At 34.2% G+C, this 21,638-nt stretch carries 19 protein-coding genes and 1 pseudogene; 16 read left to right on the top strand and 4 right to left on the bottom strand.

Translation table 11 applies throughout. The annotated features are described in order from the left end of the window. Window positions 1–1,292 precede the first annotated feature (1,292 nt). Window positions 1,293–1,382, bottom strand: a pseudogene (locus EKL95_RS13025) (transposase); the annotation flags it as partial. Window positions 1,383–1,657: 275 nt separating this feature from the next. Here EKL95_RS13025 and EKL95_RS13030 point away from each other — a divergent pair. The 5 genes from EKL95_RS13030 (at window position 1,658) to EKL95_RS13050 (ending at window position 7,457) form a co-directional block, all read left to right on the top strand. Next, window positions 1,658–2,233: a GIY-YIG nuclease family protein gene (locus EKL95_RS13030; protein WP_233589423.1), complete on the top strand. Its 576-nt coding sequence runs from the start codon at window positions 1,658–1,660 to the stop codon at window positions 2,231–2,233. Window positions 2,234–2,611: 378 nt separating this feature from the next. Beyond that, window positions 2,612–3,625, top strand: a complete 1,014-nt coding sequence (locus tag EKL95_RS13035; protein ID WP_126460895.1) for a M28 family metallopeptidase — start codon at window positions 2,612–2,614, stop codon at window positions 3,623–3,625. Window positions 3,626–3,895: 270 nt separating this feature from the next. Beyond that, window positions 3,896–4,474 carry a non-canonical purine NTP diphosphatase gene (locus tag EKL95_RS13040; RefSeq protein WP_126555663.1) on the top strand — a complete coding sequence of 193 codons (579 nt, stop codon included), beginning with the start codon at window positions 3,896–3,898 and terminating at the stop codon, window positions 4,472–4,474. Between the two features lie 204 nt (window positions 4,475–4,678). Further along, window positions 4,679–6,601: a DEAD/DEAH box helicase gene (locus EKL95_RS13045; RefSeq protein WP_126460901.1), complete on the top strand. Its 1,923-nt coding sequence runs from the start codon at window positions 4,679–4,681 to the stop codon at window positions 6,599–6,601. A gap of 88 nt (window positions 6,602–6,689) precedes the next feature. After that, window positions 6,690–7,457, top strand: coding sequence for a carboxypeptidase-like regulatory domain-containing protein (locus EKL95_RS13050; RefSeq protein WP_126460905.1), 768 nt, complete (start codon window positions 6,690–6,692; stop codon window positions 7,455–7,457). A 354-nt stretch (window positions 7,458–7,811) separates the two neighbouring features. Here the strand turns inward: EKL95_RS13050 and EKL95_RS13060 are convergent, their stop codons facing one another. Beyond that, on the bottom strand, window positions 7,812–9,275 hold the full coding sequence (locus EKL95_RS13060) for an aminoacyl-histidine dipeptidase (RefSeq protein WP_126454018.1): 1,464 nt from the start codon (window positions 9,273–9,275) through the stop codon (window positions 7,812–7,814). Between the two features lie 109 nt (window positions 9,276–9,384). Between EKL95_RS13060 and EKL95_RS13065 the strand changes: the two genes are divergently transcribed. Further along, window positions 9,385–10,452, top strand: a complete 1,068-nt coding sequence (locus EKL95_RS13065; protein ID WP_126564387.1) for a DUF3810 domain-containing protein — start codon at window positions 9,385–9,387, stop codon at window positions 10,450–10,452. Window positions 10,453–10,477: 25 nt separating this feature from the next. On the opposite strand, the gene EKL95_RS13070 is transcribed toward EKL95_RS13065, so the two are convergent. Continuing rightward, window positions 10,478–11,050: an FAD-dependent oxidoreductase gene (locus tag EKL95_RS13070; protein WP_126460913.1), complete on the bottom strand. Its 573-nt coding sequence runs from the start codon at window positions 11,048–11,050 to the stop codon at window positions 10,478–10,480. Between the two features lie 432 nt (window positions 11,051–11,482). Here EKL95_RS13070 and thrS point away from each other — a divergent pair, with 432 nt between their 5' ends. The 4 genes from thrS (at window position 11,483) to rplT (ending at window position 14,853) form a co-directional block, all read left to right on the top strand. Beyond that, on the top strand, window positions 11,483–13,429 hold the full coding sequence (gene thrS, locus EKL95_RS13075; protein ID WP_126564388.1) for a threonine--tRNA ligase: 1,947 nt from the start codon (window positions 11,483–11,485) through the stop codon (window positions 13,427–13,429). A 16-nt stretch (window positions 13,430–13,445) separates the two neighbouring features. Continuing rightward, window positions 13,446–14,003, top strand: coding sequence for a translation initiation factor IF-3 (gene infC, locus EKL95_RS13080; protein WP_370273076.1), 558 nt, complete (start codon window positions 13,446–13,448; stop codon window positions 14,001–14,003). A 138-nt stretch (window positions 14,004–14,141) separates the two neighbouring features. Next, the gene (gene rpmI / locus EKL95_RS13085; protein ID WP_022827375.1) at window positions 14,142–14,339 is read left to right on the top strand and encodes a 50S ribosomal protein L35; all 198 of its coding nucleotides are present in this window, start codon (window positions 14,142–14,144) and stop codon (window positions 14,337–14,339) included. Window positions 14,340–14,508: 169 nt separating this feature from the next. Next, entirely contained in the window at window positions 14,509–14,853 is a 345-nt protein-coding gene (gene rplT / locus EKL95_RS13090) for a 50S ribosomal protein L20 (RefSeq protein WP_035633036.1), read from the top strand. A gap of 104 nt (window positions 14,854–14,957) precedes the next feature. Here the strand turns inward: rplT and EKL95_RS13095 are convergent, their stop codons facing one another. Next, complete coding sequence (locus EKL95_RS13095) at window positions 14,958–15,818, bottom strand: hypothetical protein (protein ID WP_126460920.1); 861 nt, start codon at window positions 15,816–15,818, stop codon at window positions 14,958–14,960. Between the two features lie 338 nt (window positions 15,819–16,156). On the opposite strand from EKL95_RS13095, the gene EKL95_RS14970 reads away from it, so the two are divergent. From EKL95_RS14970 to EKL95_RS13120, 6 genes are all read left to right on the top strand, one after another. Next, entirely contained in the window at window positions 16,157–16,321 is a 165-nt protein-coding gene (locus EKL95_RS14970; protein ID WP_156063249.1) for a hypothetical protein, read from the top strand. 56 nt (window positions 16,322–16,377) lie between these two features. Then, window positions 16,378–18,102, top strand: coding sequence for a tetratricopeptide repeat protein (locus tag EKL95_RS13100; protein ID WP_158614865.1), 1,725 nt, complete (start codon window positions 16,378–16,380; stop codon window positions 18,100–18,102). A 10-nt stretch (window positions 18,103–18,112) separates the two neighbouring features. Further along, window positions 18,113–18,781: a response regulator transcription factor gene (locus EKL95_RS13105; RefSeq protein ID WP_126460926.1), complete on the top strand. Its 669-nt coding sequence runs from the start codon at window positions 18,113–18,115 to the stop codon at window positions 18,779–18,781. Between the two features lie 735 nt (window positions 18,782–19,516). Beyond that, the gene (locus EKL95_RS13110; protein ID WP_126555644.1) at window positions 19,517–19,741 is read left to right on the top strand and encodes a hypothetical protein; all 225 of its coding nucleotides are present in this window, start codon (window positions 19,517–19,519) and stop codon (window positions 19,739–19,741) included. Window positions 19,742–19,905: 164 nt separating this feature from the next. Continuing rightward, window positions 19,906–20,961: a type I restriction endonuclease gene (locus tag EKL95_RS13115; protein WP_126564390.1), complete on the top strand. Its 1,056-nt coding sequence runs from the start codon at window positions 19,906–19,908 to the stop codon at window positions 20,959–20,961. A gap of 129 nt (window positions 20,962–21,090) precedes the next feature. After that, window positions 21,091–21,498 (top strand): hypothetical protein, encoded by a 408-nt coding sequence (locus tag EKL95_RS13120; RefSeq protein WP_126561875.1) that lies wholly within the window; start codon window positions 21,091–21,093, stop codon window positions 21,496–21,498. The last annotated feature ends 140 nt before the right edge of the window (window positions 21,499–21,638 follow it).

A 21,638-nucleotide genomic window follows, 5' to 3' on the forward strand; every position in this document is an offset into this window, starting at 1 on the left:
AAAGAACTTCTGCGCCATTGCGGGTGCAAAACTACACCCTTTATTCGCTTTTACAAGCTTTTTAATCCCTTTTTTTTAAACTTTTCTTAACTTTTTCTTTAACTAGCTGATATCTCGTTTTTTGAAGATCAAAGTTTTTTCTTTATAACCCTACCCGCCTCCAAAGTATACCCTTTCTTTCTCTAAAACGACTATTCCAACTGCAATACTAACACTTCGATTCCTTTTCTTTCTTTGCCAAATATTTCGAAATACAGCTATAGCTGCTCTTTTACCCGCTCTTCGTTTCGCTTTTCTAATTCATAGGGTGCTTTACCTCCATTATTGAAGTCTAAAATTAATCCAACTAATGGTTTTGTGCTATATAGATGGGATAGTGTGTTAAATTGTACTATTGCTTTTATATCCTATATATAAGGTATCATTATATACATCAAAACAACTAAAAGTTCTAAACTAAGAAAGCACGCGTTAGGGATAGTAGTGAAAAGCCCGCAAGAAAGTGGAGCGTAACGCAACTTTATGAGGACTTGTAGCGGATAGCCCGACTCCTTATATAAAAAGAGACTACTACACGCTATAGTAATTCCTCTTTTTATATATGGAGGAACGCTCAAATAATAGCTTAACGCCTTTAGTTTTCTACCTTTTATAGGGTCACGTTAGAAATTACGGATTTGTCTTGTAGCAAAATGTCACTATCACCGGCATATTGATCTTTTGATTTTATTAAAAGCCAGGTGTTTTAGTGTTTCGTTTTCAGTTTCACTAATATGAATTTGCTTTTGAGTTTTTTTTCATTAAGAATAAAACTGAGATGTCCTTTTTGTAAATCGGTTATTAGTTTGCATATCCAGTTTTACCATGCTCTGAGATTTATTTGCTTTAAACAGAATAGAAGTAATCCATTTAAACAACATAAATTTATTTAATGCATATTATTACAAACATTAATAAAAACTTATAAATAAAAAAACCCACCTTTGTAATTAGATAATTAATATATTCCCTCAGCTAAAAAAAGAATAATTAAGGATTTTAATGAGTGGGTTACAAAAAAATTGTTGACGGAATTGCAGTATGTCCTTTCGTGCTAAAAATTTGCGCTGTAATATTTTCCTTTTCTAATATTTTGAATTAGTAAACAAATACTAGAATTTTAGCGATGAAAACAGATGCCTATTGTATTCGCTTAACTTTTAACCAACCAAAAGTTGAGCGGTGCAATTCCTCTTCCACTGGATATTCCGGGGCAAACTGAACACCCTATTCCGGTTTAAACTGTACATGTGATTGCTGATGGCGATTTTATGGGTGTATCTCCCCGAATATTCCACCACCTGACTTGAACCGCCAAAAGGTTGCTTAGCAAATACCATGAATCCTGCCGGATTTGTTAGTATTCATTGCCATTTCCTAAAAGGATCACTTTATGTTTTGTGATGTTAAGAGCAATTTTCAACCCTTTTTACGGACTGTTTTATTTTAATAATCATAAGCGACTTTTACCAGAACGAATTTTAATTGTAGTTTAAATAACATATATTTACTCAATGATTAACAAAACACAGTTCGTTTAGAGGTTTTTATCCCGATCCTTCAGGAGAATTGACGTTATGTGTCAAGTATACCTAAAATCGGAGAAAAATAACGAATTATGACTGAACAATTTTCACAAAAGACACAAGAAGAATTAAAATCTTATGTTTATATTCTAATTGACCCAAGAGATAACAAAATATTCTATTTTGGAAAAGGTTATGGAAATCGTGTTTTTTCTCATATTAATGAAGCAATATTTAATCCAAGCGAAACTGAAAAATTAGAAATTATCAGAGTAATTAAAATAGAAAATTTAAAAGTAAAACACTTTATAATTAGACACGGATTAGAAGAAAATGAAGCTCTAATAGTTGAATCTGTTTTAATTGATTTTTTGACCTTTAGGGATTTTGCAGAAATTGCTAAAATTTCAAATATCGTCGCTAGACATAATTCATTTAACCAAGGAATTAAAACTGTTAATGAATGTGAAATACTTTACAATTGTGAAGAATTAAAAAAAGAAAATATTGAACATACAGTTTTAGTAATTAATATAAATAAAACATACGATAATAAACGAAAAAAGAAAAGTGAAAATCCAGTTTATGACAGACCCAATATTTACGAAGCAACTAGAGGTTGGTGGGTATTAGACAAAACAGAGCAGAAAATTCAGAGCTTGTTTTAGCCGAATATAAAGGTGTAATAAGAGCAATATTTAAACCTGAAAAATGGGTTCAAGATATTGAATATAGAGGCACAAAAAGATGGGGATTTGAAGGTTCAGAAATTATTTCAAAAGAAATTCTTGATATATATGAATAAAATAGTGCCTAAAATTAGAGGAATGGCAAATCCTATTCGTTATTTTGAAAAAATATAATAGTAAAAAAAACCAGCCAATAACATTTAGCAAACTAGAACATTTAAAACAGCCGTTCTTATGAAGAAACTCGATTGATTTCTTTCCTAAAAGCAGCCTGTTATTTTTTATTAACTTTATTCTAGTCCTTATTATAGTATTCCTTTTGCCCTATAAACCTTTATTAACCTACATTAAAAAAAAATGAAAAAATTCTCTTTATTATCCTTCATGATTCTTCTAACCATCAGCTGTGCTTCTCAAGAATCTAGCGTTGCTCGTGTTGATCCTACAAAATACATGAATACAATAACAGCTGACGAACTTAAAACGCACCTTTATATTGTTGCTTCAGACGAAATGGAAGGCCGTGAAACAGGATCTGCCGGACAAAAAAAAGCGGGGATGTACCTCATTGATCAATATAATAAAAATGCGGTTCCCTTTCCTACAGGCGCTTCCGACTATTACCAAAAAATTCCTGCCGCCTTCCTAAATGCAAAACGCAATGAAAACTTACCGGATTCTGAAAACATTTGGGCCTATATTGAGGGTTCTGAAAAACCAAATGAGGTCTTGGTCATTTCTGCCCATTACGACCACGTAGGGACAAAAAACGGAGAAATTTATAACGGCGCTGATGATGATGGTTCCGGAACTGTTGCTTTGTTAGAAATTGCACAAGCATTCCAAATAGCTAAAAAAGCAGGTCATGGTCCAAAACGCTCCATCCTATTTCTCCATGTTACCGGCGAAGAACATGGTCTACATGGCTCCCGATATTATTCTGAAAATCCTCTATTCCCATTAGCCAATACAATAACTAATATCAATATTGACATGATAGGCCGTCGCGATGATGCCCACGCCAGCAGCAATAATTACGTATACGTCATTGGTGCCAATCGATTATCAACTGATCTGGATAACATTTGTACCTTTGCAAATGCTAAATACACCAATCTTGTTTTGGATTACAAATTCAATGACCCAAAAGATCCAAATCATTTTTACGAACGTTCTGACCATTATAATTTTGCCAAAAACGGTGTGCCTTCTGTTTTCTTTTTTAATGGCGTCCATGCTGATTACCACAAACCTACTGATAGTCCGGACAAAATTGAATATGATGCCTTGACTAAAAGAGCCCAGTTTGCATTTGTAACCGCCTGGGAACTGGCAAACCGCGCCGAAAGACCTATGGTAGATAAAAAATAAAGTTTGTATTTGGGCACATCCACGCTTTCACTAGCGTTACAGCGTGGTCGGGCTATTCGTTACAATCTTTTATATCTTGTCAGGATTAAAAACCCTGACAAAATATAAAAGGATTTCCACTGCTATCCCTTGTGCAAACCCACAAGGAACGGATTGTCTCATTTATTAATTCATTTGCAGTCCAATAAAAAACTTCAAATTCTATCTAAATAATTTTACCGGACAACACTGTTTTTAAAAAATGTATATTTGACAACCTAAACTAAAAAAATGCAACTCGTTTTCGCTTCCAGCAATAAAAATAAAATTTTCGAATTACAAAGCATGCTTCCTAAAACCATAACCATTGTAAGTTTAGAAAGTATCGGTTGTCTTGAAGACATACCGGAAACAAGCGATACGATTGAAGGCAATGCCATTCAGAAAGCAAATTACATCACTGAAAAATATGGATGCGATTGTTTTGCAGACGATACTGGACTCGAAGTCCATTCCTTAAATGGAGCACCCGGCGTTTATTCTGCCAGATATGCAGGCGAGCAACGCAATGCAAATGATAATATGACTAAATTATTAGATGCCCTTTTGGATAAAGAGGATAGAAAAGCACAATTCAAAACAGTTATAGCACTAAATCTAAACGGGAAACAATATCTGTTTACCGGAATTGCTGGTGGTGAAATAACCTTAAAGAAAACTGGTAATCAAGGTTTTGGTTACGATCCGATCTTTCAACCTGATGGCTATCAGGAAACTTTTGCCGAATTATCATTAGATATAAAAAACAAAATAAGCCATAGAGGAAAAGCAACACAAAAACTGATTCATTTTCTAAAGACGAATAAATAAACGATTCAATTGTACTATTTTTATAACAAAAACTTGAATTCCAAATAAAAATTTCACACTAAATACACCAAATCAAAACGATTAATTTTCAAACAAAACGATAACATTCTGATAATCAAATTATAATAAATTGTAAAATCTTAAAATAGCATTAGTTTATATGAATTATAAACAGTAATTTTGCACCCTATTTTAAAAATACATATGAATAAATTTGAACAATTAGGATTGAGTGAATCGTTACTGAAGGCGATTTTAGATCTAGGATTTGAAAATCCGACCGAAGTACAGGAGAAAGCGATTCCCCTATTATTGGAAAAAGACACAGATATGGTTGCGTTGGCTCAGACAGGGACAGGGAAAACGGCAGCATTTGGATTTCCAGTTATTCAGAAAATTGATGCCAACAACAGAAATACTCAAGCATTAATTTTATCTCCAACACGCGAACTTTGTTTGCAGATTACCAACGAAATTAAAAACTACTCTAAATACGAAAAAGGTATTAATGTGGTAGCAGTTTACGGTGGAGCTAGCATTACAGATCAAGCGAGAGACATAAAGAGAGGCGCGCAAATTATTGTAGCAACTCCAGGAAGAATGCAAGATATGATTAATAGAGGTTTGGTAAACATCTCTCAAATCAACTATTGTATTCTTGACGAAGCTGACGAAATGTTGAACATGGGTTTTTACGAAGATATCGTAAACATCCTTTCTACTACGCCAGACGAAAAAAGCACTTGGTTGTTTTCAGCTACAATGCCTGCCGAAGTAGCACGAATTGGAAAACAATTCATGAAAGACCCAATTGAAATTACAGTTGGAGCTAAAAATTCAGGTTCTGCTACAGTTTCTCACGAATTTTACCTTGTAAATGCTCGTGATCGTTACGAAGCTTTGAAACGTTTAGCCGATGCTAATCCAGATATTTTCTCAGTAGTATTTTGTCGTACCAAAAGAGATACGCAAGCTGTTGCTGAAAAATTAGTTGAAGACGGATACAGTGCTGCTGCATTGCACGGAGATTTATCTCAAGCGCAACGTGATGGTGTAATGAAATCTTTTAGAGGAAGACAAATCCAAATGCTTGTCGCTACTGATGTTGCTGCACGTGGAATTGATGTTGATAACATTACTCACGTAGTAAATTACCAATTACCAGACGAAATTGAAACTTACAATCACCGTTCAGGTCGTACTGGCCGTGCTGGTAAATTAGGAACTTCTATCGTAATCGTAACTAAAAGCGAATTGCGCAAGATTTCTTCAATTGAAAGAATCATCAAACAAAAATTCGAAGAAAAAACGATTCCTTCTGGAATTGAAATCTGCGAAATCCAATTATTACACTTAGCTAATAAAATTAAAGATGTAGAAGTTGATCACGAAATTGACAACTATCTTCCTGCAATTAACAGCGTTCTTGAAGATTTATCGAAAGAGGAATTAATCAAGAAAATGGTTTCGGTTGAATTTAACCGTTTTATCAATTATTACAAGAAAACTAGAGATATTTCTAATCAAGCTTCAGGTTCTGAAAGACGTGAGCGCGACGATAGAGATGGTGCTCCAAGAGAAAATAACAATGGTGGCGCAACACGATATTTTGTGAACATAGGTTCTAGAGATAACTTTGACTGGATGTCATTGAAAGATTACCTGAAAGAAACATTAGACTTAGGTCGTGATGACGTTTTCAAAGTAGATGTAAAAGAAGGATTCTCTTTCTTTAACACAGATCCGGAACATACCGATAAAGTAATGGAAGTATTGAACAATGTTCAATTAGAAGGACGTAGAATCAATGTTGAAATTTCTAAAAACGATGGTGGCGGAAGACGTGATCATAACGGAAGAAGTTCTGGCGGAAGTTTTGGCGGAGGTCGTTCTGGTGGCGAAAGAAGTTCAGCTCCAAGAAGAGAAGGTAGTTTTGCTCCAAGAAGAGAAGGTTCTGGTGGATTTAGAAGCGACAGAAATTCTGCTCCTAGAGAAGGTGGTTTCGGAGCAAGAAGAGAAGGCGGTTTTTCATCTGACAGACCTCGAACAGAAGGTTCTGACAGAGCACCAAGACGTTCTGAAAGCTTTGGTGACACACCAAGACCAAGAAGACCAAGAAGAGACTAACATTCATTGTTAATATTCTTATAATTATATACTGAAACTACAAAATATTTAATCCTGTTTTATTACTTTTAAAGTCTTAAATCAGTTTATGAAATATTTTGTAGTTTTCTTTTTTTTAGTACTATCTGTACCTGCTTTTGCGCAAGTTAAGAAACCTTCCCAGAAAGTTGATGGTGTCATCATCAGTAACACAACTAGAGAACCATTATCTAGTGTAAACATCATTAATATTAATAAAGTCAGAGGAGCGACAACCGATTCAAGAGGCCATTTTGAAATCGATGTACAACTAAATGACACACTTCACATTACCAGTCTCGGATTCCAATCGCTTCGTGTACGAGTTACTAATGACTGGATAAAAAATAAAAGCACCAAAATACAGCTAACAGAAAAAGCAATTGCTCTTGAAGAAATAGTTATAAGACCTTTTAATCTAACCGGATATCTTGAAGTAGATACTAAAATCATTCCTATCAGTGAAAATTACCGCTACAGTATTTCCGGATTAACACAAGGATACGAGGCAGGTGAATATTCCCCAAATGCATTTGGAAGAGTATTGGGCTCCATCTTTAATCCAGCAGATATGCTTTATAATTTCTTTGGTAACAACCCCAAAGAACTCAAGAAACTAAAAGAATTAAAAAAGGATGATACCGTTCGAAATCTTTTGGAATCAAAATTTGACAGAGAAACTATTGCGGTACTTTTAGGTATTGACAAAAATGAAATTCCTGAAATTTTGCAACGCTGCAACTACTCTGAATCGTTTATAAAAACAGCAAACGACCTACAAATCATGGATGCCATCAGTGGCTGTTATGAAGAATATAAAGTTTTAAAGATAAAATAAAACATACTCTTATATTGAAATTTTGCCATTTCCATAAATTAAATCATTCCTCAATTCTTAAAGAAATTGGGGCTTTTTTAAAGTAATATTTCAAACAAATCAAAAATATTATATACATTTACCTACATCAAGAATTAAAAACAAAACCTAAATACTCCTATTATGGCAAAAAGTCAAGACGCGAAGAAAACCGCAAAGAAAGAGCCTTTAAAAACGGCTAAAGAAAAGAAAGAAGAAAAAAGAGACAAGAAAAACACTCCCAAAAGAGACTAATTATTAGTGAGCAGTGAGCAGTTTTTAGTATTCAGTTACAAATAGACTGAATACTAAAAACTGATTACTGAACACTTTGTTTTATTTGACTGGAATAGTAGCTAAAATTTCCAAAACAAATTTCCAAAATTTCTGAGAAGAAGAAATACTAGCTCTTTCATCAGGGGAATGCGCTCCGTGAATGGTTGGCCCAAAGGAAATCATATCCATATCCGGATAATTTGTCCCTAGAATTCCACATTCTAATCCTGCGTGACACGCCACTACTTTTGGTTTTTCACCGTTTTGTTTTTCGTAGATTGGCACCAAAACATCCAAAATTTCAGATTCTGAATTTGGTGTCCAACCAGGATACGCACCTGAAAATTCTACTTCACAACCCATTAGTTCAAAAGCGGAACGCAGCGCATTGGCCAAATCAAATTTAGCCGTTTCAACAGAAGAACGTGTTAAACATTGTACTGAAAGTTGTCCATCACCTACAATTACTTTGGCAATATTATTCGATGTTTCTACTAAATCTGCAAAATCAGCACTCATGCTGTACACTCCGTTGTGCGCCGTATACATAGATCGTACAAAATAAAACTGAGCAATTGTAGGCATTACTCTAGCAGGAGCTGCCTCCATTTTTTCAAAAACAACTTCTAAATTTGGCTCTGTCGTTTTAAGTTCCGTTTTGATTTCGTTTACAATTTGCTGCATGTCAAAAACAAAAGCTTCATCATATACCTCAGCAATAATTACTTTAGCTTGACTTTCACGCGGAATTGCATTGCGTAAACTTCCTCCTTTTATTTCGGAGATTTGCAAACCAAAATTATCAAAACCATCAAATAACAATCGGTTCATAATTTTATTGGCATTACCTAACCCTTTATGAATATCCATTCCGGAGTGGCCGCCTTTCAGGCCTTTTACAGTAATTGTATACCCCACAGAACCTTCGGGAGTGGCCTCTTCATCATACTCTGCAGTGGCCGTCACATCAATTCCTCCTGCACAACCAATATCTATTTCATCATCTTCTTCCGTATCCATATTTAAAAGAATTTGACCTTGCAGAATACCTCCTTTTAAGTTCAGTGCTCCTGTCATTCCTGTTTCTTCGTCAATAGTAAACAAAGCTTCTATTGCAGGATGCGGAATATCAGTACTTTCTAAAATTGCCATAATCGCAGCAACTCCAAGACCGTTATCAGCACCAAGCGTTGTTCCTCGAGCACGAACCCAATCTCCATCTACATACATATCGATTCCTTGGGTATCAAAATCAAAAACAGTATCAGCATTTTTTTGGTGCACCATATCCAAATGTCCTTGAAGTACGATAGCTTTTCGGTTTTCCATACCAGCAGTTGCCGGTTTTCGGATAATTACGTTTCGAATTTCATCTTCAAAAGTCTCTAATCCAAGGCTTTCGCCAAATTTTTTTATGAACGCAATCACACGATCTTCCTTTTTAGAAGGACGAGGCACGGCATTCAAATCGGCAAACTTGTTCCAAAGTGCTTTTGGTTCCAGACTTCTTATTTCTTGACTCATTTATTTGTGTTTGAGGTTTAACATTTACAAGTCCCAAAGTTACAAAGTTTAAATTCCTTACGGTAGTAATTGATATTGTAATTATATTTACATTTCCAAAATTCAACCATTGAAAACAAAATATTTCCTTTCCTCCTTTCTATTTATCCAAATACTACTTTTACAAATTATTTCCTTCTATCCGGAACAGGTAGAAGAATGGTATAGCAATGGTCTCTACCCGATACTTTCGTTGTTCTCGAGAACCATTCTGGGAGAAATTCCATTTTCCATAGGCGATTGTCTCTATTTCATAATTATTTTATTTGTTTTCAAATGGCTTTGGAACAAACGAAAAACATGGAAATCCAATTGGAAAGACACCCTTTTGAGTATACTGAGCTTTGTTTCGGTTTTTTACTTTTTGTTTCATGTACTTTGGGCACTGAATTATTACCGTGAACCGCTTTTTGAAAAAATGGAAATTCAAAAAGACTATTCAGATGCTGATTTGTTGGCTTTCACCAAAAAAATAATTACCAAAACCAATGCCGTTCAAAACCAACTCACAAAAAATGACAGCTTGAAAGTGGTATTCCCGTACTCTCAAGAACAGGTTTTTGAAATGAGTATGAATGGATATAAAAACCTGGAAGCGGAACATCCTTACTTCGCCTATTCAAAGCTAAGTACTAAAAAATCGTTAATTAGTTTGCCCTTGACCTACATGGGTTTTGGAGGCTATTTGAATCCGTTTACCAATGAAGCACAGGTTAATTACCTAGGTCCAATGTACAGTTTCCCCATGACTACTAATCATGAAATGGCTCACCAAATAGGCTTTGCAAGCGAAAGCGAATGCAATTTTATTGGGTATTTAGCTTCGGTAAAAAATGATGATTTGTATATTCAATATTCGGGGTACAGCATGGCTTTGCGATATTGTTTAAGCAACTGGAAGGCCCGAGACGAGGTGGTTTTTAAACAATTATTAAACACTGTTCATCCCGGTATTATCAAAAACTACAAAGAAAGTGAGCATTTCTGGAAGCAATACGACACGATTATCGACAAAGGATTCCATGCTTTTTATGATCAATTCCTGAAAGCAAACCAGCAAAAAGACGGCATCGAGGGCTATAGTAAATTTATAAATTTGATGGTAAATTATTACAAGGAAAGAAGTTATGAGTTATAAATAAGACTTTAAAATTCATGATTTTCTATACTTCATCGCTGGTAAATGTCGTAAAACTTTTCTTTTTGTAGGGTCTGATAATCAAACGGCCTTCCCGATCAAAACGAATGTAGTTGTAGACCCAATTCAGGAATACGACGGCTTTATTTTTGAAACCAATCAGTGAAAACAAGTGGACAAACATCCAGACAAACCAGGCAAAAACACCGCTGAAATGGTATCCCGGCAAATCGACTACCGCTTTATTCCTTCCTATGGTTGCCATAGATCCTTTATCATTATATTCAAAAGCTTCCATGGGTTTATTTTCAATTAATTTTATTAAGTTTTCGCCCAATAATTTCCCTTGCTGCATCGCAGGTTGCGCCATCATGGGATGTCCTTGCGGATAGGTTTCGGATTCCATGGAAGCAATAGAGCCAGCTTCAAGACCGCCTGTAGCAACTTGATACAGCAGTGGTTGGAAAGTATGGTAATTGTGTTTATCTAAAAGGACAACCTGGACTTTTTTATTTTTGAGTTTTTTAGCTAACGCAATTCCGGCAAAGCCACCGCCTATAATAACTATTCTGGGTAAAGGTGAGTTTGGGATGTTCATTTTTATTGAAATATTTTTTAAAGGTGCTAAAGAATCAAAGATACAACGTTTTAAAATGTGAATTGACAAAGTGAAGGGTGAGAAGTAAATGGTAAAGAGTCAAATTAAACATTTTCAAAATTGGATTTTATTCCGCAAGATCAGGATCTTATTTTTTTTTAAAGTCCGTCAGAAAACTAATCGTGTAATTGAGTTTTGATAAATGTGAAAAGGCTTTTCCTTTGTTTTACGAAAGAAAAGCGTGCAATAGTATAGTAGAAAACGAACGAAACGAACTAAAAAAGCAGACAACTCCCCAAAATAAATGATTGCTTTTCATTTGTTTATAATCCGTTATGATTTTGTATTTACACCCATATAGCAACAAACCTTACTTATATATTGTGTGTATTTCTGCAATGCGCTATATTTGCATTCTTAAAATAATAAACAATGATTAAGATTACTTTGCCCGACGGGTCAGTTAAAGAGTTTGCTTCAGGGGTAACACCGATGGATGTTGCTAAAAGCATTAGTGAAGGATTTGCCAGAAATGTGATTTCGGCTTCTTTTGATGATACAACTATTGAAACCACAACTCCTTTGACGACAGACGGCAGTCTTATCTTGTTTACCTGGAATGACGAGGGCGGAAAAAAAGCATTCTGGCACTCTACTTCGCATGTTATGGCACAGGTTCTGGAGGAAATGTACCCAGGAATCAAATTAACGCTCGGACCAGCAATATCTAATGGATTTTATTATGATGTAGATTTTGAAGATCAAAAAATAACGGACGCGGATTTTAAGAAAATTGAGGATCGTGTTCTTGAAATAGCAAGAGGAAAACATGAATTCAAGCTACGTCCTGTATCTAAAAAAGCCGCTTTAGAATTATACAAAGACAACGTTTATAAAACAGAAATGATAACCAATCTTGAGGACGGAACGATTACGTTTTGCGATCATGATACGTTTACTGACTTATGCCGCGGTGGTCATATTCCAAATACTGGAATCATCAAAGCGATGAAAATAATGAGTGTTGCCGGTGCCTACTGGCGCGGTGATGAAAAAAACAAACAGTTGACCCGGGTTTACGGAACTTCGTTTCCTAAACAAAAGGATCTTACGGAATACCTTTTATTACTAGAAGAGGCAAAGCGTCGCGACCATAGAAAACTAGGAAAGGAATTAGAGTTATTTGCTTTTTCACAAAAAGTTGGAGCAGGCTTACCGTTATGGTTGCCAAAAGGAGCTGCATTGAGAGATCGTTTAGAACAGTTTTTAAAAAAAGCACAGAAGAAAGCGGGTTATGAGCAAGTAATTACGCCACATATAGGTCAGAAGGAATTGTATGTCACTTCAGGACATTATGCTAAGTATGGTGCTGATAGTTTTCAACCTATAAGCACTCCTGCTGAAGGTGAAGAGTTTTTATTGAAACCGATGAACTGTCCCCATCACTGCGAAATTTATAATGTAAGACCATGGTCCTACAAAGATTTACCAAAACGTTATGCTGAATTTGGAACCGTTTACAGATACGAACAAAGTGGTGAATTGCACGGATTAACCCGTGTAAGAGGATTTACACAGGATGACGCCCATATTTTTTGTACACCGGAACAATTAGATGAAGAATTCAAGAAAGTAATTGACTTGGTATTGTATGTATTTGGTTCATTAGGATTCGAAAACTTTACCGCTCAGATTTCTTTGAGAGACAAAGAAAACAGAAATAAGTATATTGGTAGTGATGAAAATTGGGAAAAAGCAGAAAATGCGATTATTAATGCTGCTGCAGATAAAGGGCTGAACACCGTCGTTGAATATGGTGAAGCCGCTTTCTATGGTCCAAAATTGGATTTCATGGTAAAAGATGCTTTGGGAAGACAATGGCAATTAGGAACCATTCAAGTAGATTATAACCTGCCGGAACGTTTTGATTTGACCTACAAAGGATCTGACAATGAATTACACAGACCGGTGATGATTCACAGAGCTCCTTTTGGATCAATGGAACGCTTTATTGCTATTTTATTAGAACATACTGCAGGAAATTTCCCTCTTTGGTTAATGCCGGAACAAGCTATAATATTGTCTTTGAGCGAGAAATATGAAATATATGCGAAAAAAGTTTTAGATTTGCTAGAAAATCACGAAATTCGCGCCCTCATAGATAATAGAAACGAGACAATCGGGAAGAAAATCAGAGATGCCGAAATGCAAAAAACCCCGTTTATGTTGATCGTAGGTGAGGAAGAAGAGAGAAACGGAACCATCTCTATCCGTCGTCACGGACAAGAAGGAAAGGGAAATATCAGCGTTACAATAGACGAATTTGTTTCTATTGTAAATGAAGAGATCAATAAAACATTAAAAGTATTTACAGTTTAACTTAAATTATAAAGTCATAGCAATAAGAAGCAACAGAGGTTACCAACCTCGCGTAGAAAAAAAAGATGCACACAGAATAAACAGTCTTATTCGTGGTGTACAAGAAGTAAGACTTGTAGGAGAGAACATTGAGCCAGGAGTTTTTAAACTTTCGGAAGCTCTAAGATTAGCGGATCAATTTGAATTGGATCTTGTTGAGATTTCTCCAAATGCAGAACCACCGGTGTGCAAAATCATGGATTACAAGAAATTTGTTTACGAACAAAAGAAACGTGATAAGATCCTAAAAGCGAAATCTACACAAGTTGTTGTGAAAGAAATCCGTTTTGGCCCACAGACCGATGAGCATGATTATGAGTTTAAGAGAAAGAATGCAGAAAAATTCTTGAAAGAAGGAGCCAAATTGAAAGCATTCGTTTTCTTCAAAGGGCGTTCAATCATATACAAGGACCAAGGTCAAATCTTATTGTTGAGATTGGCAACAGATCTTGAAGAATTTGGAAAAGTAGAAGCCATGCCTGTTCTGGAAGGAAAGAGAATGATCATGTTCATCGCTCCTAAAAAGAAAAAGTAATATCCTCCCCTAACCCTTCCGAAGGAAGGGAACAAAAAAAAGGAGAAACAAATATAACTTCTCGTCACCCTCCCCTTTGGGAGGGCTGGGGAGAGGAAAAAATAAGTAAGTACGAATAAATTAAAACACTAGGAAAAAATGCCTAAAATGAAAACCAAATCTAGCGCCAAGAAACGTTTTAAAGTTACTGGTTCTGGAAAGATTAAAAGAAAGCATGCTTTTAAAAGTCACATTTTGACTAAAAAGTCTAAAAAACGTAAATTAGCATTGACACACTCTGCGCTAGTTCACAAAACAGATATGAAAAGCATCAAACAACAATTAAGAATTATTTAATAAGTCTTAAAGTTGCAAAGTCAAAGGTCTTAAAGCCTTTGGATATTCGACTTTAAAACTTTTGACTAAATAGTCTTTAGGTTAAAACAATTTAAAATAACCTTGGAGTACGGCCATTAAGCGCTTTTGATTTAATTCAAGCCGCCTGCTACAAAAAACAATAAAAATTATGCCAAGATCGGTAAATTCAGTTGCTAAAAGAGCAAGAAGAAAAAAAATAATGAAGCAAGCCAAAGGTTTCTTTGGTAGACGTAAAAACGTTTGGACAGTTGCTAAGAATGCGGTAGAGAAAGCAATGTGCTACGCTTACCGTGACAGAAAAGTGAACAAAAGAAATTTCCGTGCATTATGGATTCAACGTATCAACGCTGGAGCTAGATTGGAAGGAATGTCTTATTCACAATTCATGGGTAAAGTAAAAGCTAACGGAATCGAATTGAACCGTAAAGTGCTTGCTGATTTAGCAATGAATCACCCAGAAGCTTTCAAAGCAGTACTTAATAAAGTAAAATAAACGTTTTATAACTCAATTTAGATTACTTACTTATATAAAAAACCCAATCCGAAAGATTGGGTTTTTTTGTTTACATACGGTTCAGCTTAACTGCTTCTGCACCATCATTGCATTAAATTATACTTTTTGATAATGTACTTGGTAATAGGCTTTAGTGGTTTTCCCGTTACTGGGTGAAATCCTGCCATATTGAAAAGTTCTATCACTCCATCACGCTTACAATACCACACGATAGGTGTCTCTTTATTAAAGAATTGCAACGTACTACTACAATCTACTTTCTTTAATTTCATTACCTCCTCATCAATGGAACTACTAATTCCAAACTGCCCATTGTCTTTCAAGCAATCTACTGCTACATAATAATTCCCCTCCCATTTCATACAGTCCTTCTCTGGAAAAAAAATTCCTTTTACAGTATATCCCATAAAAAATAATGCCATCAAAATAGCAAGAATAATTCCTGATTTTCTCAAATGCGCATATTGAGAGATTCCTGCTAGAACATTATTAGTAGGGTTCACTAATTGAATACCAACATCGGTCATTCTCTTTTTTTGAAACGCTTTAACACTTTCTTGAGCATCTCTTTCGCTACTCTTACCATGGAGTAAATACGTATTATAAGGCCTTGGAATAAAATCTACCAAAATGGCTGCTAATTCTATTCTAGCCGCAGTATCAGAATCTTTCTGTCCTTTTAGAAAGGATATAATGGGTTTAAATTTTCCGAGATCAAAATTTTCAATTACCCGTCTCAAAGTATCCTCCGCTTTAGCATCAAAAAACATTTTAAATACATTTTCATCTGCATTAGACAGGCCATTACCCAATTTCATCAAGCATAGATTCCGCAATTGTGCAGGGGTTGGATTTAATAATATTCCCGACACTTCATCCATTTTAGATACTTGATATTCTGCTTTAATGGCACGTTTATACTCCTCAAAAGTAATTTTATTCATACTCCTATTTTGGTATTTATAAGCATTAGTCGGAAACTATCAGAATTACCGGAATTACCGGAATTCCTTTGAGAACAAACTGCACTATCCTCATTCCTTTGCTTAAGAATTCTTTGCTGTCTTGAATTGCAATCAAGACAAATGTACAAAACTAGTTCTTAAAAAAAGTGCTACAAAACAGCCTGGTCGGTCTATTCGGGAAGTATAGATGGTCCTATTCTGTTTTCAGCACACTTACTTCCCCAAAAAGCAAATCTTTTATGGTAGGCTAATCCTGATAACAATTCGATTTCGAAATCGGACTGACCAACCCATATTTAATTTTAATTCAAAAAAAAATGAAAAGAATACTACTAGTATCGTGTTTAATCATTGCCGGAATTGCAATGGTTTCCTGTACCAATGACGAAGTACAAACCACTCCAGATAACAAACAACAAGTATCCGCAGATGATACAGGAGGAGGTGCGAATGGACAAACTAAAATTCCTCCTCCAAAATAACAATACAAATATAGAATTAAATCCATATCTAAAATTAATTTATGTATTTTCGGGGAATGAAACTTAAAAAGTTGAATTCCCCGTTTTTAATTTCACTCATCCTTTTATTTACAGGATTTATATCTTGCAAAAAAGAAAGTAACATTGCAACACAAATCAAAAGCAACCCGCACTACCAACAGCATTTTTTACGTGCAGAAAAACATTTTGAAAACCAAGTTTATGATAGTGCTTTTTATTACTACAACGAATCCAAATTAGCTTGTAATGAAGGAACGGATACTGGAAAAATAATTTATTCCTTATTAAAAATGGCTGTAATTCAGCAAATACAAGGGGATTATTTGAGTAGTGAAACCACGGCTACTGAGGCTATTTCCTTATTCCAAAAAACAACAAATCGCTACTACAAATGTGCTGTATACAATATATTAGGTATTAATTATGAGCGACTTTATGACTATGACAATGCAATACTCTACTATAATAAAGCACTCAATCAAATCCCGGATGAATCACAAAAAACAATCCTTACAAATAATATTGCCGTAGCGTATATAGGCAAAAATGATTACAAAAGCGCACTGCAGCTTCTGTTGCCATTAACTCTCCATACAAACATTTCAAACGATGAGGAAAATAATGCCAGGGTTCTTGATAATTTGGGCTATTGCTATTTCAAAATGGGTGATTCAAGAAGTCTTTACTATCTGAATACCGCTTTAATCATTAGAAAAAAAATAAAAGATGACTTTGGAATTACAACCAGTTATCTTAATATTGCTGAGTTCTATAAAAAATCCAATCCTGGATTATCTTATAAATATGCACAATTAGCTTACGAAAAAGCAACAAAAATTAACAATGTTGATGACCGATTGAAAGCAATCGCATTATTAATACGAAATAGCGTTGGGAAGGAAACAAAAAAATTTTCCATTCTTCACCTCCACATCAATGACAGCATCAATAAAGCCCGACAAAAAGCAAAAAATCAATTTGCAAAAATAAAATATGATTCTAAAAAAGATAAAGATGAAAATTTAGAACTAAAAACACAAAAAATAGAAAATGCACTTTTATTAGAAAAGCAAAAAAATAGAAATCTAATTTTATCCTTTGTTATCGTATTCACCTTAATAATAAGCATTTCCGCAGCAAATTTTCTTATGGCTAAAAACCGAAGAGAAAAGGTGAAAATTTCATATACCACTGAAATTCGAATTTCAAAAAAACTACATGATGAACTAGCTAACGATGTGTATCAAACCATGGCATTTGCAGAAACACAAGATTTATCCTCCGCACAAAATAAAGAAGTTTTACTAACCAGCCTAGACACTATTTATTCCCGGACACGAAACATTTCCAGAGAAAACAGCACTATTGAAGCAGGAGCACTGTTTGAAACTAGTTTAAAAGAAATGATGTCCGGTTTTCAAACAAATGAAATCAATATATTAACCAATGGAATGGATACAATTCAGTGGAACGCTATAAACAGTACTAAAAAAATAACGCTTTACCGAGTGGTACAAGAGTTACTGGTCAACATGAAAAAGCACAGCCAATGCAGTTTAGTTGTATTAACTTTCAAAAAAAATAAAAATAAATTACAAGTCGATTACACTGATAATGGTATTGGAGCCACGCTTGAAGAATTAACTTCAACAAATGGACTTCAAAATGTGGAAAACCGTATTCATGCCATAAAAGGAACCCTTAATTTTGACAGTAAATCCAACAAAGGGTTTAGAGTCCGTTTTATTTTTCCAATATAATCTAGTCCATATGTTCCATAAAGTTTTAGTTGCCGAAGATTTAGACACTATAAGCATCGCAATAATTCAAGCACTAAGAGAGCTTTCTATTTTAGAAATTCACCATGCCAAATACTGTGATGAAGCTTTCCTAAAAATAAAAAGAGCCCTTCATGACAAAGTTCCCTATGACTTGTTGATTAGTGATTTATCATTTAAACCCGATCACCGTCAGGATCGATTATCCTCTGGTGAGGAACTCATTGAAGCCGTAAAAAAAGAACAGCCTGAACTTAAAACCATTGTGTTTTCGATAGAAGACAAATCCTTTAGAATAAAATCACTGTATACTAATTTAGGAATAAATGCCTATGTATCAAAAGGAAGAGACAGTATTCCGGAACTCAAGAAAACGATACAAAATATTTATAATAATAAGAACCTTCATCCATCTGAGGAAGTACGCCATGCTTTAAGAAACAAATCCCTTTTTGAAATTGAAGCCTATGATATTTTACTTTTAAAATCTTTATCCAATGGATTAACCCTGGAGGATATTGCTTCGGAATTTAAAAATTCCGGAATTATTCCTAGTGGCACCAGTAGTCTTGAAAAACGCATCAATAGGCTTAAAATATATTTCAAAGCAAACAATAACGTACATCTTATAGCCATCACTAAAGATTTAGGATTAGTCTAATTCGCATTTCAGACTATTAAAAACTAAAAAAAATATTCCAATAACGTTATTACTGCAATTTAAAAGCATCAAAAACAATCAATTGCTAAGATCATTTACAGCGCTCCAAAGATTTTTGACACGGTGATTAAATCATAAAACATAGCGGTAGAATTGATATGTTTTTTACGGTTGTACCAAAGATAAGTGATGACTAAAATTTAATGTCGTATTTTAATAAAGCACTAAATTTCTTTGCCACAGATTTCACAGATTAGCACAGATTAATTCGTTATGTAATTTTAAAAATCTTTTTAATCCTTACAATCTGTGGCAAAAACTCTTTTTAATAATTGCGACAATATATCTTTCTTGCTACTTAAGTATGCGATATTAGCTTAAATTCACTTCTTTTTTTGACCATTGTATTGGCAAATCATAGCCTGATTTTAATAAAAATGATGTCTTTACGGTTTCCCGTAAAAAATAGATTTCAAAAGTTGCTAGATTTGGTTTATAAAAAATCAAATGAAACAAATGCTCCAGTTTACAATAACCAATTTAGTATTCGCTCGATATTCCGAAGGAAGGATCTTGACAAAGGACAACTATCGGGAGTTCAAAAACCAAATAAAAAAACCCATCTTTTTTATACTGTCATTTTGCATCCTAACATCTTGCAAATCAGAACCAAAAAAACAACCTCAACACCGACAAATACTTCACAACCAAATACATCGAAAATATGATGACGATGTGTTAATAGTACCAAAACAAACGGATACAGCTATAGACAAAAAAACAAATACGCAAACTGATTCGTTAAAAAGAAAAAATCAAATACCTCTTGCAAATCCAATACAAAGTCCAATTGGGATTGCTATACCTCAAGAAAAGCTAAAAAGCTCTTCAAGACAACGAAAAGGTAAAGTTATTTATACATCGGAACGTAAAAAAAAGAATCAATGGAAAAAATTATAATTATGAAATACATCCTGTTGTTTTCAATACAAATAGTTGTACTGAGTATCGGCGGATTATTGATATAGCGTATAAAATTCGGAAAAAACAATCCAAATGAGGAAAACCGTAAAGAAGTTATCTTTTACGGAAGTAATTTTGAAACCAATTAGCAACAAAATACTATGGAATTAACCATTCAACTAAAATCCCTAGCGGATAAAATCATTCAGTTAAAAGACAAAATCGAAACCGAAGAATCAACCAAACACGCATTTGTACTCCCATTTATCAACATGCTTGGCTATGATGCCTTCAATCCGCTGGAGGTAGTCCCTGAATTCACTGCCGATATTGGATTAAAAAAAGGAGAAAAGGTAGACTATGCTATTTTCCAGAGCGGTGAACCCATCCTAATTGTTGAATGCAAAAGCTGGAAAGAAAACCTTTCAGTGCACAGCTCACAACTATTTCGCTATTTTCATGTCACAAAAACTCGTTTTGCACTCTTAACTAATGGCATTCAATATCAATTTTATACCGATTTAGACGAGAAAAACAAAATGGACCAGAAGCCTTTTCTGGAGTTTGACATCATCAATCTCAAAGAAAATTCGATCATTGAAATTGCTAAATTCCATAAATCAAGTTTTAATGTAGATCACATTCTAAACAATGCGAGTGCTTTAAAATATACCAAAGAAATCAAAAAAGAGATTAATGACGAACTGGAAAATCCCTCGAATGATTTTATAAAACTCTTTGCTAATAAAGTATATGCTGGAAGACTTACGGAAAAAGTGATGGAAGAATTCAAAATGTTAGTTCAAAAAGCATTTAATCAATTTATCAACGAAAAAATTAATGACCGCTTGAATGCCGCACTAAATAAAGAAACAATAAAACAACAAGAAGAAAAAATGGAACCCGTTGAAGAAGCGAGCAAAGTGATTACGAGTGATGAAGAACTGGAAGCCTACCGAATTGTCGTGGCTATTCTAAGGCGTAAAATTCCTGTAAACAGAATCGTTCCTCGGGATACTCAATCCTACTTTGGGATTTTACTTGATGACAACAACCGCAAACCTTTATGCAGGTTGCATCTCAACGGAACTAAAAAATATCTTGGCCTTTTCAATGAAAACAAAATCGAAATAAAACATCACATTCAGTCAATTGATGACATTTATCAATTTGAAAAGGAATTATTGGAAACTGTTGGGGCTTATGAAGGGAAGTGATTTGCTTTGTAAAAGTATTTACAATACGAAATAAATCCTGTAATATGACCTTTAAACCTAAGTCATTAAAGTACCTGTTGCACCATAAATTCTAAAAGTTGACAAGAATATTTAATTATAATTAAACAAATGATTTTTAATAACAATTTCAGAAAAATAACGGTAACTGAAAACGGAATAATATTGACTTATAAAACACAAAAAATATTATTTTCTGAGTTAGACAAGACTCACGTTAAAGTAAATAAAATGAGGCCGGTTTATACATTTATAATTATTTGGGCATTACTATCCTTGGGTTTTCTTTCCTATTTATACCTGCAAATAGACCTAATCTTACTGATTACTTTTTTTCTGATTGTATTTATTTTTTTAAAAATGAATGAACACAAAAGCTATAGCATAAAAATCCGTTTGAAAAATGGTGAAATTATAGAAGAAAAAATATTGGCAAAATTAAAACTGGAGACTATCAACAGTATCAATGAAGTCCAAAAAGGGATTTACAACTATAAAATAAATAACAAAAAGAATTAGCTTTAGTTCCTAACTATGGTCATTTGATTGTTTATACCAAACTTTAAAAAAAATTATATGAATCTCAAAAAAAATCAAATATTAAAATTGTAATTATCTTTCAAGACTACCCGTTATTTGTACCATACTGCCTCTAGTAC

It is taken from the genome of Flavobacterium sp. LB2P53 (genome assembly GCF_003970305.1).
Classification (GTDB): Bacteria; Bacteroidota; Bacteroidia; order Flavobacteriales; family Flavobacteriaceae; genus Flavobacterium.